Genomic DNA, 11,624 nt, shown 5'->3' with positions numbered 1-11,624 from the left:
CCTTGAACTTCCTCACCATCGGTCACCGCGGAGCGATGGGTGTCGAACCCGAGAACACCCTGCGCTCCTTCGTCGCCGCCGAGCAGGCCGGCCTCGACGTCGTCGAACTGGACCTGCATCTGAGCAAGGACGGCGCGCTCGTCGTCATGCACGACGCCGACGTGGACCGCACCACCGACGGCACCGGCGCGATCGCCGACAAGACCATCGAGGAGCTGCGTGCCCTGGACGCCGGGCGCGGGGAGCGGATCCCGGTCTTCGAGGAGGTGCTGGACGCCGTCTCGGTGCCGTTGCAGGCCGAGATCAAGGACGCGGCCGCCGCGCGCGTCCTCGCCGAGGTGATGCTCCGCCGGGACCTGGTGGACCGGGTGGAGGTGATCTCGTTCCATGACGAGGCCATCGTCGAGATCGCCCGGCTCGTGCCGGGGGTGCGGACCGCCCTGGTCGCGCAGTACTACGGCCCCGAGGTCGTGGACCGCGCCGTGGAGGCGGGCGCCCGGACCCTGTGCCTCGACATCAACAGGATCACGCTGGAGATCGTGAAGAAGGCCCGCAAGGCGGGCCTGCGGGTCTTCTCCTGGACTGTGAACACCCAGGACCACTTGCGTCTGGTACGCGCCCTGGGCCTGGACGGTGCGACGACCGACTATCCGGAGATCAAACGCACCGGCCGCTTCACGGCCTGAGCGGCCGGAGCGGGCCGTTCCCGCGTCACGCCAGCGGCTTGACCAGCAGCTCGAACCGGAGGTCGTCGCGCTGCGGGATGCCGAAGCGCTCGTCGCCGTACGGGAAGGGGGTGGTCTCTCCCGTACGGCGGTACCCGCGGCGCTCGTACCAGGCGATGAGGTCCTCCCGCACGGAGATCACGGTCATGTGCATCTCCGTGGCACCCCACGTCTCGCGGGCCTGCCGCTCGGCCTCCGCGATGATCGTCTTGCCCAGCCCCTCGCCCTGGAGCGCCGGGCTGACGGCGAACATCCCGAAGTAGGCGTGCGCCCCGCGGTGCTCGAGCTGGCAGCAGGCGATGATCCGGCCGTCCCGCTCCACCGTCAGCAGGCGGCTGTCCGGCGCCTTGACGACCTCCAGCACGCCCTGCGGGTCGGTGCGCTGTCCCTGGAGGATGTCCGCCTCCGTGGTCCACCCGGCCCGGCTGGAGTCTCCCCGGTACGCGGACTCTATGAGCGCGACGAGCGCGTCCACGTCGGCGTCGGTGGCGTCGCGGTAGGTCAGTGGGCTGTCGGCGGTGTCCATGGGGGCGTCTCCGGTTCGTTCTCGGGCGCGGCGCGGGCACCGATGAGCGTAACGCCGCCGGCGGCCGCCACTACGCTCGGGACGCATGGTGCACGTACTCGGCAGCCGGACCCTGCTCCGCCCCACCGACCCCGACCGTTCCCGCGCCTTCTACGGCGAGCAGCTCGGTCTCGCCGTCCACCGGGAGTTCGGCACGGGCCCGGAGCGGGGCACCGTCTACTTCCTCGGCGGCGGCTTCCTGGAGGTCTCCGGACGTTCCGGGACACCCGTCACCCCTGGTCTCGCCCTGTGGCTCCAGGTCGAGGACGCCGCGGCGGCGCACGAGGAACTGCGCGCCAAGGGGGTCGAGATCGTGCGGCCGCCGGTCGAGGAGCCGTGGGGCCTGGTGGAGATGTGGATCGCGGACCCGGACGGCACCCGGATCGTGCTGGTGGAGGTGCCCGCGGAGCATCCGCTGCGCTACCGGCCGGGCATCTGAGCCGCGCGGGACGTACCGCGACCGGTGTGCGTGGGTGCCGGATGGCCGCGGTCCCGGCCCGGCCTTAGCGTGCTGGAGGGGGACGGACGGTTCCCGGCCACCGCGGAAGGACGCCACCACGATGAAGCTCCATGAACCGGTGCCCGGCGGGCCCTGCTGGGCGGAGCTGGGGACCACCGACCTGGAAGCGGCCAAGCGGTTCTACACCAGGCTGTTCGGCTGGTACCCGCGGACGGACCCCCGGCAGCAGGCGGGGGGCTACACGATCGCCCGGATCGGCGACGCGGCGGTCGCCGCCCTGACGCCGCTGTACCAGCCGGGACAGCCGGTCGCGTGGAACGTGTCCTTCGCCGTGCGCGACGCGGACGCGGCCGTACGGCAGGTGACGGCGGCCGGCGGTGCGGCCCTCCAGGGACCGACGGACGTCTTCGACTCGGGCCGCTTCGTGGTCGCCGCCGATCCGGCCGGGGCGGTCTTCCAGCTGTGGCAGGGCCGCTCGTTCCCCGGGGCCGGGCTGTTCAACGCGCCCGGCTCACTGGGCTGGGTGGAGCTGCTGACCCGGGAACCCGACCGGGCAGCCGACTTCTACGAGACGGTGTTCGGCTGGAGCATCACGCCTTCGCAGAGCTATCCGCAGTGGGGCATCGACGGGGCGGACTTCGGCGGCATGGTGACGATGGACGACAAGTTCCCGCACGAGGTGCCGGCGCACTGGCTGCCGTACTTCGCGGTGGCGGACGTGAACACCGTCGCGGTCGACACGACCGACGGCGGCGGCAGCGTGCTCATGGAACCGACCTCGGTGCCCGACGGACCGCGCATCGCGGTACTCCGGGACCCGCAGGGCGCGATGTTCGGCGTGTACCGGGCGGGCGACGAACGCTGACCGGGACGGCGTGGGGAGGCCGCCACCGGGCGTCGGTCGACGGGCGTCGGGCGACGGGCGACAGGCGGCGGGCGGTCAGGCCCGCAGCGCGTCCAGGCGGCCCTCCAGCTGGCCGAGGAGTCCGCCGAGGAGCGCCGCCAGCTCGCCCTGCCGCACCCCGTCGACACCGGACAGGACGGCGGACTCGTAGGCGAGCTGTTCCGGCAGGATGCCGTCGACGAGGTCGCGTCCGGTGTCCGTGAGGCGGAGGTGGGCGACCCGGCGGTCCCGGGTGTCGCCGCGCCGCTCGACGAGGCCGCGCTCGGTGAGCTGCTTGAGGCGCTTGGTGACGGCGGCTCCGGAGGAGAAGGTCTCCCTGGCCAGCTCGCCCGGTGTCAGCTCGTGCCCGGTGCGGCGCAGCGCTCCGAGCAGATCGAACTCGGCTCGGCTGAGGCCCGCCCGGCGCAGCGGCGCGTCCTCGGCCTGCTGGAGGAGGGCGGCGCAGCGGTTGATGCGGCCGATGATCTCCATCGGCCCGGTGTCGAGGTCCGGGCGGACGGCACGCCACTGGCGCACGACGGCGGCCACGGTGTCCCCACCCGGTCCTGCCGCCCCGCCGTCACCGGCTCGCCCGTCACCGGCTCCCCCGTCGTGGGCTCCCCCGTCGGTTGCGGTCATGGCCGTACGTCCTCCGTTCTCGTGCCCGTGTCCCGGTCCGGACGCGCTGCCTGGCGTCGCACCGCCTCGGCGAGCGTACGGTGTCCGGACTGCTCGGCCAGCACGACCCTCTCCTGGGGCAGCGCGCGTCCCCACCATTCACCGGCCGCCGCGTCGGCGGTGGCCCGCAGCTCGGTCAGCGCGGCGGCCAGCGACCGGCGCGCGGCTTCCAGGGCGCCGGGGGCCGGCTCGGGCTCCGCGAGGAGGCGCGCGGCACGCTCCCGGGCCCGGTCGGCCGCGGTCACCGCCTGTTCGACGCGGTTCCCGGCCCGCCGGTTGGTGACGACGACGGCGGCGAGGAAGCCGACCAGGGCCCCGACGAGGGTGTCCACGGCCCGCTCGGTCATCAGGTCGCCGGGGGCCTGGTAGCCGGCGAACTCGGTGACGAGCAGGGCCATCGGGGTCACGCAGACGCTGCCGAGCCAGTAGTTGCGGGTGATGAGTGCCTCGGCGCCGAAGTTGAGGGCGAGGCAGCACAGGACGAGCAGCACCTGCGCCAGGTGGGCGAGCGGGGCTATGGCGGCGAAGAGCAGCACGCCGGCGAGGTTGCCGACCACGCGCTGCACGGCCCGGCTCCAGGTCAGGGTGAGGTTGGCCTGGTAGAGCGCGGCGGCGGTGACCAGGGCCCAGTAGGGGCGGCCGATGCCCAGGGCGAGGGACGCGTAGCCGGCCAGCGCGCAGCCGAGGCCGGTACGCACGGCGATCGGGGCCAGCGGGCCGAGCCGCCGCCACAGGGGCGCGGGGCGGGCGGCGAGTTCGGCGTCCACGCCGAGGAGTTCGTCGCCGTCGGCCGGGGCGTCGCCGATGCGGGGGATCCGGCCGCCGCCGCGCAGGGCGTGGGCCCAGGCGCGCAGCCGCTCGGGGTCGGTGTCGGCGGGTGCGGCCAGCGCGACCTCGGCGCGGACGACGAGGCGTTCCAGGGCGTGCCGGGTGGTGGCGCGGGCGCCCGTGGACGGCAGGGCCAGCAGCGTCTGCCAGGCGGCCTGTACGGCGGCGTACCCGGCGGCGCGGGCGGAGGCGTGGCCGTCGCCGGTGCCGCGGGTGGCGGCGTACGCGGCGGCGGCGTTCAGGGCCTGGGCGGTGGCCCGGCGCTCCGGTCCGTGCGGGCGGACCAGGGCGGGTGCCATGCCGACGAGCCAGGCCCAGACGCCCGCGGCGGCGGCCAGCGCCAGGTGCCCGGGGATCTGGGCGAGGGTCTGCGGGGCGAAGAGGGCGGCGGAGCTGATGAAGGTCAGGATCACGTTGCCCGGCGGGCCGACGCGTCCGGCGTCGCACAGGGCCTTCTGCACGGCGGCCAGCAGCGCGCCGACGGTGACGAGGACGACGGCGTCGCGGGTGAGCGAGGCGGTGACCAGGGCGACGGCGACGCCGCCGAGCATGCCGAGTACCACCCACGCCAGGGTGCGGGCACGGGCGGCGTAGGGGCGGTTGTGGGCGTAGAGCGCGCACAGGGACCCGGCCATCGTGTACATCGCCAGGTCGAGCCGGCCGAACGCCAGCAGGAGCAGGTTGGGAGGGGCGACGGCGGCGACCGAGCTCAGGGCGGGCTTGAACCAGATCTCCGAGGGACGTCGCAGCCGCAGCACGCCGGCCAGGGACAGACGGCGGACCGGTGAGGGGCCGGGGGTGGGGGTCGCACTGCTCATGTCTACGAGATTAACAAGTGTTTTACTCGTGAATCAAATGCTGGACGTGTGGCCGCCCACGCCACCGACCAGCGACGAACACCGCGGTGAGGTCGCGCGCTCCCCCGAATGACCCCGCGTGCCCCCTTGCGCTCGCGTGCGCGCCGCATGGGCCGGGCAGTCCTTGACCGACCGTGGCCCGCGGAACGGGGAGGTGCGTGTGCACGGACCGGCGTCGTCCGGATGGCTGCTGGTCGCGCTGTGCGCGGCGACCGGCGTCTACTGCCTGCTGCGGATGCGCAGCGTGGTCGAGGAACAGCGCAGTGCCGCGGGCGGTGAGGCGCTCATGGGGTTCGGCATGGCGGCCATGGCCGTGCCCGCGGCGGTGTTCACCCCGCCGGCCTGGGTCTGGCCCGGCTACGCGGTGGTGTTCGGCGCCGCGGGGCTGCGGGCGTTGTGGGCGGTCCGGTCCGGGCGCCACCATCTGCACCACCTCGTGGGCGCCGCGGCGATGGTCTACATGGCGGTGGCGATGACCGGCTCCCCGGCCCACGCGCATGCCCACGGCACGTCCGGCACGCCGGTACTGACCGGTGCGCTGCTGCTCTACTTCACGGGATACGTCCTGCTGGCCGGCGTACGCCTGATACCCGTCGTGGCAGTGGCCGGGGGCGGCGCGGGGGTGCCGCCCGTACCCGCGCCCGGCGGTGGTCCGGGGGCCGGCGGCCGGGCGGCGACCGGGTGGGGCGACCGGCCGGAACTGGCACGGGCGTGCCGCCTCTCCATGGCGATCGGGATGCTGGCCATGCTGCTTCCCCTGTGACGGCCGCCGGCCGAGACCCGGGTTGCCCAGGACCCGGCCGCCCTGGGACCCGGCCGGGGCGGGCCCGGGACCCGGGTTGCCCGGGGTTCGCCGTGTGCAATCGTTGCCTGCGTCACTTTGCGCCTCGGGCCGTACTGCCGACGGCGCGGCGCTCATAGGCTGCTCCCATGATTCTCCCCGCGGCACTGCTGCTGCTCGGCGCGCTCACCGCCGTGCTCGCCCCCAGGCTGCTCGCCCGGGCCGACTGGCCCGATCGCGAACCGGTGGTCGCGCTGTGGGTCTGGCAGTGCGCGGTGGCGGCGGTGATCGTGTGCTGCGCGCTGTCGATGACGTTCAGCGCGGCGGCGGCCTGGCACGCGGTGGGCGGGCCCGTCTTCGCGACCGCTCCCGGCCCGGTGGTCGAGGCCTACGCGCTGGGCACGTCCGGCCTCTGGGCGGACACGACCGCCCTCACGCTGGCCTGCGGCGGTCTGTGGAGCGTCGCGATGCTGACCCGGGAGGTCGTGCGGGCCCGCTCGCGGCGCCGGGTGCGCCGCGCGGAGCTGAGGCATCGCGCCCCGCTGCTCCCCGGCGAGGAGCCGGGCCCGGGCCGGCTCGTCGTCCTGGAGGGCGAGCGGCCGGACGCCTGGTGGCTGCCCGGCACTCCCCCGCAGCTGGTGGTCACCACCGCGGCACTGCGCCGTCTCGAGGGCCGGCAGCTCGACGCGGTGCTCGCCCACGAGAAGGGGCACGCGCAGGCGCGGCACGACTGGCTGCTGAACTGCTCCACCGCGCTGGCGGACGGTTTCCCGCAGGTCCCGGTCTTCGCTGCGTTCCGCGACGAAATGCACCGGCTGGTCGAACTCGCCGCCGACGACGTGGCCTCCCGCCGCTTCGGCCGGCTGACGACGGCCCTGGCCCTGGTCGAACTCAACGAGGACCGCGGCGTCTTCGGTCCGTGTCCGACCGCCCAGGCCCACGTCCCGCAGCGGGTCCATCGCCTGCTCACCCCGCCGAACCGGCTGACGGCGGGCCGGAGGCTGCGGCTGACGGCCGCCGCCGCACTGGTACCGGCGGTGCCGGTACTGGTCGCCTTCGCACCGGGACTTCGGGCTCTGGGATAGCCGGCCGCCGGGGAACTGGCCCCGGAACCGCCGGTTCGGCGAGGATCGCAGCATGCAGACGCCACCGGTCGACTCCCCGCCCGCCCCGCCGCAGCCGCGCACCGCCCTCCGCGTCACCTGGGTGCTGGCCGTGTGCTCCGCGCTCGTGCTCACCCTGGTGGCCGTGGAGTGGGGCCCGTTGCTGCGGCTGGACGACGACATCGCCGGCACGACCCACCGCTGGGCCGTCGACGAAGGCGGCGTCACCCATGCCATGCGGATCCTCACCGACTGGGTGTGGGACACCTGGACGATGCGTCTGCTGTGCGCGGTGGTGGTGCTGTGGCTGTGGTGGCGCCGCGCGGACCGGTGGACGGCCGTGTGGCTGGGGACGGCCTGTCTGCTGGGCAGCCTGCTGCAACAGGCCCTCAAGGCGGCGGTGGACCGTCCCCGCCCGGTCTGGCCCGACCCCGTGGACTCCGCGCACTACGCGGCCTTCCCCTCCGGGCACGCCATGACCGCGACGTTCGTGTGCGGCCTGCTGGTGTGGCTGCTGCACCACTGCGGCGCGGGCCGCGGCCTGCGCCGGGCCGGCCTCGCCCTCGCGGTGGTCTCGGTGGCCGGGGTCGGTGTGACCCGGGTGTGGCTCGGCGTCCACTGGGCCACGGACGTCCTGGGCGGCTGGCTCCTGGGCGCCCTGGTCGTGGCGCTCGCGGTACTGGTGCACCGGCACCGGCATCCCGCGAGCCGCGTCCGCCCCTAGGATCCGGCCCATGACCGCCGTGCTGTTCGACTTCTCCGGGACCCTGTTCCGCATCGAATCCACCGAGGCCTGGCTGCGCGCGGCCCTCGACGACGCCGGACTCGAGCTTGCCGCACCGGCGTTGGCCGAGACGGCCGGTGCGCTCGAGCGAGCGGGGGCGCTGCCCGGCGGCGCACCGCCCTCGCGCGTACCGGAGGAACTCGCCGAGGCGTGGGAGACCCGCGACGAGAGCTCCGCGCTGCACCGGGCCGCGTACACGGGTCTGTCCCGGCAGGTGTCACTGCCGGACGCCGGCCTCCACGACGCGCTGTACGAGCGGCACATGTCACCCGGCGCGTGGAGTCCCTACCCGGACGCCGCCGAGGTGCTGGCCGCGTTGCGCGGGCGCGGCGTCGCCGTGGGGGTCGTGAGCAACATCGGCTGGGACCTGCGGCCGGTCTTCCGCGAGCACGGTCTGGACCGGTTCGTGGACACCTATGTCCTGTCGTACGAGCACGGCATCCGCAAACCCGATCCCCGGCTGTTCGGCGTCGCCTGCGCGGCCTTGGGCGTGGAGCCCGGACGGACGCTGATGGTCGGCGACGACCGGCGGGCGGACGGCGGAGCGAAGGCGCTGGGGTGCGGGGTGCACTTCGTGGAGCACCTGCCGGTGGCCGAGCGCCCCGACGGACTGCGACCGGTGCTGGACCTGGTGCGCTGACCGGCGCCGACACGAGCTGCGCGCACCTTCACGGTCAGCCGTCCCCGTAGCCCGAGGCAACCGGTGGGTGGTGCCGTCCGCCTCGGACGATCCCCCGTGTCGCCCGAGGCAGACGGTAGCCGGAGCGGGCCCCTGAGGCCCGTCCGCCTGCGCCGAGTATAGTTGGTTGGTAGCCAGTCAACGCAGGAGTACAGCATGTCCCCGCGCAGCGCCTCGGTCAATGAAGAATTGCGGCGGCGCTCGAAGGAGCGTCTCCTGCAGGCCGCCGTGGAGCTCGTGGGCGAGCGCGGGTACGACGCGACCACGCTGGGCGACATCGCGGACCGGGCGGGCTCGGCGCGCGGACTCGTGTCGTACTACTTCCCCGGCAAGCGCCAGCTGGTGCAGTCCGCCGTGCACCGGTTGATGCACCGCACCCTGGAGGAGGCCCTCGAGCGCGAGCCGTGCACCACCGACGGGCGTGAGCGGCTGGCGCGGGCCATCGACGCGATCCTCGGACTGGCCCGGGAGCGGCCGGTGCTCATGCGCCAGCACATGGCGGGCCTGCTCCAGGCCGAGGTGGGTTTCGTGCCCTGTCCGGAGCAGCGGCGGCTGGCGGAGCTGCTGCGGGACACCGTGGCCCGGCGCGGTTCGACGGACGTCGACCACGACTACCCGATGTTGCGCGCCCAGCTGATGGGCGCCGTCTTCGCGGCTCTCGTGCCCGGCGTGCCGATGCCGGTGCCCGAACTGCGCGCCGAGTTGTTCGAACGCTACCGGCTGGACTGGGAGCTGGGTGTCCCGCCGGACGCCGAGGCGTCCGGCGGGACGTCGTACGACCCGGACCTGTCGCGGTTCTTCGCGACCGGCGTACCGGATCGGCCGGACCGGGCCGGCCGGCCAGACCAGACCGACCGGACGGACCGGACCGCTCAGTCGAAGTAGTCCGGCTGCGTCTGCGTGTTGAGCTCCCGCAGACGGACCCGCTTGGCCGGATCGGTGCGCCGGTCGCTGAGCTTGAGGACGTCGAAGCCCTTGGCGATGTCGTTCGAGTAGATGTAGCCGTTGTAGTAGTACGCCGACCACGAACCGCCGGTCTGCATCGTGTCGGTGCTCAGCGGACCCCGCTCGAAGTAGGCGATCTCCCTGGGCCGCGAGGAGTCGGTGAACTCCCAGACGGAGACACCGCCCTGGTACCAGGCCTGGACCATGATGTCCTTGCCCTTGACCGGGATCAGCGAACCGTTGTGGGCGACGCAGTTCTCGGTGTCCGCCTGGTGGCGCGGGATCTTGAAGTAGCTGCGGAAGACCAGCTCGCGGTGGTCGCCCCGGCCGACGATGTCGTAGATGCCGTCGGCGCCGCGGTTCGGGCCGATCTCCGCGTTGCAGGTGGCGGCGCCGCCGCCGCCCAGCTCGTCGGTGAACACGACCTTGTTCGCCTTCTGGTTGAAGGTCGCCGAGTGCCAGAACGCGAAGTTCACGTTGTCCTGGACGCGGTCGATGACCTTCGGGTGCTCGGGGTCCTTGATGGAGAACAGGATGCCGTCGCCCATGCAGGCGCCGGCGGCCAGGTCCTCGGAGGGCAGGACGGTGATGTCGTGGCAGCCGGTGGTCTTGGAGACGCCCGGGTTGGTGGGCCCGCCCGGGTTGCCGCCGCCGTCGGGGCCCTCACCGGGGAAGAGCACGGGGAAGCCCACGAGGGCCGCCCGCTCGGGTGCCTTGCGCGGCACCTTGATCACGGAGATCCCGTCGTGCGGCGGTTGGCAGTCGGGGTAGGCGGCGTTCGGCGAGTACGAGGAGACGTAGACGTAGACGTTCCTGCGCTCGGGCACCAGCGTGTGGGTGTGCGAGCCGCAGGCGGTCTCGACGGCGGCGACGTACTTCGGGTTCCGCTTGTCGCTGATGTCGAAGACCTTCACGCCCTCCCAGGAGGACTTCTCGGTCGCGGGCTGCGTGGTGCTGTTGCAACTGCTGTCGCTGCGCGAGGAGTCGGTCGACAGGAAGAGCAGGTCCCCGGAGACGGATATGTCGTTCTGCGAGCCGGGACACAGCACCTGGGCGACGGTCTTCGGCTTCTTCGGGTTCTTGATGTCGAAGATGCGGAAGCCGTCGTAGTTGCCGGCGAAGGCGTACCGGCCCTGGAAGGCCAGGTCGGAGTTGAAGCCGGACAGCGCGTCCTTGGGGATGTTGGCCAGGTGCTCGATGTTGTCGGAGTGGACTGCCTCGTCCTGACCGGGTATCTCGTCGTTCTGGATGGCCTCGCGCACCTCCGCGCGGGCGCTCTTGGACACGTCCTTCGACGTGGCCGGAGTGTCCCCGGGGTCGGGGGTGGCGACGGCCGGGCCTGCGGTCAGCAGGGCGGCCAGGAGTCCGGCGGCCGCGGCCGCCACCCCCAGCCGTCTGCGCCGCGCTCGCGGGTCGTTCAACAGGGTCACTGTTTCCTCCCAACGTCCGTTCCGGTTGGAACGGTTCACGCTTCCGGCAGTATCGTCGTCGCCATGCTCATATCAACAGGGGGCAACAAACACGCAATGAAGTTTTTTGATCACTGACGCGCGGAAGCGTGCTAGGACGGTCGTCGCACCCACGAGGTGTTCCGCATCCCTCCGCCGGGGGTGCGCCCCCAGCCACAGGAGGTCGTCGTGTCCCTTCGCCCCGGGTTGTCCAGCGCGCCGCTCGTCACGGCCGCCATGACGGCACTGGCCGTGCTCGCACTGGGGGCCTGCGACTCGGGTTCGGACACCGGCCGGGCGGCCGCCGCCGGGCCTTCGGTGATCGCCCCCGGCAAGCCGGGCGAGGGCAACCGGACCCTGTCCGCCGAGGACGCCGAGAAGCAGCGCGCCGACGACGACTCCCCCAACTCGGCGGACGTCTCCTACGCGCGCATGATGATCCAGCACCACGCCCAGGCGCTGGAGATGACCGAACTGGTCCCCGGGCAGGCCCGGTCGGGGCAGGTCAAGAAGCTGGCCGAGCGGATCTCGGCCGCACAGGGGCCGGAGATCAAGGCGATGGAGGGCTGGCTCGAGACCAACGGCGAAAAGGTGACGGGCGGCGGGCACGACCACGCCACGATGCCTGGCATGGCCACCGAGGCACAGCTGAAGAAGCTGCGCGCGGCCGAGGGCAAGGCCTTCGACCAGCTCTTCCTCACCCTGATGATCACTCACCACGAGGGCGCGATCAGCATGGCCACGGACGTGAAGTCCGAAGGCAACAACGTGCTGATCGAGGAGATGGCCGACGACGTGGTCGCCCAGCAGACGAGCGAGATCTCACGGATGCGCGCGATGCTGTGACGCGGCGACGGCCGGGCGGCGGCGCGGGCCCGCGGACACGTC

At 73.2% G+C, this 11,624-nt stretch carries 13 protein-coding genes; 9 read left to right on the top strand and 4 right to left on the bottom strand.

Going from position 1 to position 11,624, the window contains the following annotated elements; translation table 11 throughout:
- Positions 1–2: 2 nt before the first annotated feature.
- Positions 3–686, top strand: a complete 684-nt coding sequence (locus Sco07f_RS13110; protein WP_042825687.1) for a glycerophosphodiester phosphodiesterase — start codon at positions 3–5, stop codon at positions 684–686.
- A 25-nt stretch (positions 687–711) separates the two neighbouring features.
- On the opposite strand, the gene Sco07f_RS13105 is transcribed toward Sco07f_RS13110, so the two are convergent.
- On the bottom strand, positions 712–1,251 hold the full coding sequence (locus tag Sco07f_RS13105) for a GNAT family N-acetyltransferase (RefSeq protein ID WP_108987935.1): 540 nt from the start codon (positions 1,249–1,251) through the stop codon (positions 712–714).
- Positions 1,252–1,336: 85 nt separating this feature from the next.
- Between Sco07f_RS13105 and Sco07f_RS13100 the strand changes: the two genes are divergently transcribed.
- Together Sco07f_RS13100 and Sco07f_RS13095 are read left to right on the top strand one after the other, a co-directional pair.
- Positions 1,337–1,729: a VOC family protein gene (locus Sco07f_RS13100; RefSeq protein ID WP_007446914.1), complete on the top strand. Its 393-nt coding sequence runs from the start codon at positions 1,337–1,339 to the stop codon at positions 1,727–1,729.
- Between the two features lie 121 nt (positions 1,730–1,850).
- Complete coding sequence (locus tag Sco07f_RS13095; protein WP_087792182.1) at positions 1,851–2,615, top strand: VOC family protein; 765 nt, start codon at positions 1,851–1,853, stop codon at positions 2,613–2,615.
- A gap of 75 nt (positions 2,616–2,690) precedes the next feature.
- Here the strand turns inward: Sco07f_RS13095 and Sco07f_RS13090 are convergent, their stop codons facing one another.
- Together Sco07f_RS13090 and Sco07f_RS13085 are read right to left on the bottom strand one after the other, a co-directional pair.
- A complete protein-coding gene (locus Sco07f_RS13090) occupies positions 2,691–3,272 on the bottom strand; it encodes a MarR family winged helix-turn-helix transcriptional regulator (protein WP_087792181.1) in 582 nt (193 codons plus the stop codon).
- Entirely contained in the window at positions 3,269–4,957 is a 1,689-nt protein-coding gene (locus Sco07f_RS13085; RefSeq protein WP_108987933.1) for an FUSC family protein, read from the bottom strand. Before Sco07f_RS13085 ends, Sco07f_RS13090 begins: the two co-directional genes overlap by 4 nt.
- 199 nt (positions 4,958–5,156) lie before the next feature.
- On the opposite strand from Sco07f_RS13085, the gene Sco07f_RS13080 reads away from it, so the two are divergent.
- From Sco07f_RS13080 to Sco07f_RS13060, 5 genes are all read left to right on the top strand, one after another.
- On the top strand, positions 5,157–5,759 hold the full coding sequence (locus Sco07f_RS13080) for a DUF5134 domain-containing protein (RefSeq protein ID WP_108987932.1): 603 nt from the start codon (positions 5,157–5,159) through the stop codon (positions 5,757–5,759).
- 167 nt (positions 5,760–5,926) lie between these two features.
- A complete protein-coding gene (locus Sco07f_RS13075; protein WP_108987931.1) occupies positions 5,927–6,862 on the top strand; it encodes a M56 family metallopeptidase in 936 nt (311 codons plus the stop codon).
- A 52-nt stretch (positions 6,863–6,914) separates the two neighbouring features.
- On the top strand, positions 6,915–7,604 hold the full coding sequence (locus tag Sco07f_RS13070) for a phosphatase PAP2 family protein (RefSeq protein WP_108987930.1): 690 nt from the start codon (positions 6,915–6,917) through the stop codon (positions 7,602–7,604).
- Between the two features lie 10 nt (positions 7,605–7,614).
- Positions 7,615–8,304 carry an HAD family hydrolase gene (locus Sco07f_RS13065; protein ID WP_007446923.1) on the top strand — a complete coding sequence of 230 codons (690 nt, stop codon included), beginning with the start codon at positions 7,615–7,617 and terminating at the stop codon, positions 8,302–8,304.
- A gap of 195 nt (positions 8,305–8,499) precedes the next feature.
- Positions 8,500–9,228, top strand: a complete 729-nt coding sequence (locus Sco07f_RS13060; RefSeq protein WP_108987929.1) for a TetR/AcrR family transcriptional regulator — start codon at positions 8,500–8,502, stop codon at positions 9,226–9,228.
- Here Sco07f_RS13060 and Sco07f_RS13055 read toward each other — a convergent pair.
- Positions 9,216–10,718 (bottom strand): LVIVD repeat-containing protein, encoded by a 1,503-nt coding sequence (locus tag Sco07f_RS13055; RefSeq protein ID WP_108987928.1) that lies wholly within the window; start codon positions 10,716–10,718, stop codon positions 9,216–9,218. The genes Sco07f_RS13060 and Sco07f_RS13055 overlap by 13 nt on opposite strands.
- Before the next feature lie 207 nt (positions 10,719–10,925).
- Here Sco07f_RS13055 and Sco07f_RS13050 point away from each other — a divergent pair, with 207 nt between their 5' ends.
- Positions 10,926–11,582, top strand: a complete 657-nt coding sequence (locus Sco07f_RS13050; protein WP_007446927.1) for a DUF305 domain-containing protein — start codon at positions 10,926–10,928, stop codon at positions 11,580–11,582.
- Positions 11,583–11,624: the final 42 nt, after the last annotated feature.

The organism is Streptomyces coelicoflavus, from assembly GCF_003112555.1.
GTDB classification, from domain to species: Bacteria; Actinomycetota; Actinomycetes; order Streptomycetales; family Streptomycetaceae; genus Streptomyces; species Streptomyces coelicoflavus.
This window is presented reverse-complemented; position numbering and strand designations above follow the sequence as displayed.

Bases quoted from the DNA above. Each gene is read 5' to 3' on its own strand.
- Sco07f_RS13105 (WP_108987935.1), bottom strand. From the start codon at position 1,251: ATGGACACCGCCGACAGCCCACTGACCTACCGCGACGCCACCGACGCC.
- Sco07f_RS13100 (WP_007446914.1), top strand. From the start codon at position 1,337: ATGGTGCACGTACTCGGCAGCCGGACCCTGCTCCGCCCCACCGACCCC.
- Sco07f_RS13095 (WP_087792182.1), top strand. From the start codon at position 1,851: ATGAAGCTCCATGAACCGGTGCCCGGCGGGCCCTGCTGGGCGGAGCTG.
- Sco07f_RS13090 (WP_087792181.1), bottom strand. From the start codon at position 3,272: ATGACCGCAACCGACGGGGGAGCCCACGACGGGGGAGCCGGTGACGGG.
- Sco07f_RS13085 (WP_108987933.1), bottom strand. From the start codon at position 4,957: ATGAGCAGTGCGACCCCCACCCCCGGCCCCTCACCGGTCCGCCGTCTG.
- Sco07f_RS13075 (WP_108987931.1), top strand. From the start codon at position 5,927: ATGATTCTCCCCGCGGCACTGCTGCTGCTCGGCGCGCTCACCGCCGTG.
- Sco07f_RS13070 (WP_108987930.1), top strand. From the start codon at position 6,915: ATGCAGACGCCACCGGTCGACTCCCCGCCCGCCCCGCCGCAGCCGCGC.
- Sco07f_RS13065 (WP_007446923.1), top strand. From the start codon at position 7,615: ATGACCGCCGTGCTGTTCGACTTCTCCGGGACCCTGTTCCGCATCGAA.
- Sco07f_RS13060 (WP_108987929.1), top strand. From the start codon at position 8,500: ATGTCCCCGCGCAGCGCCTCGGTCAATGAAGAATTGCGGCGGCGCTCG.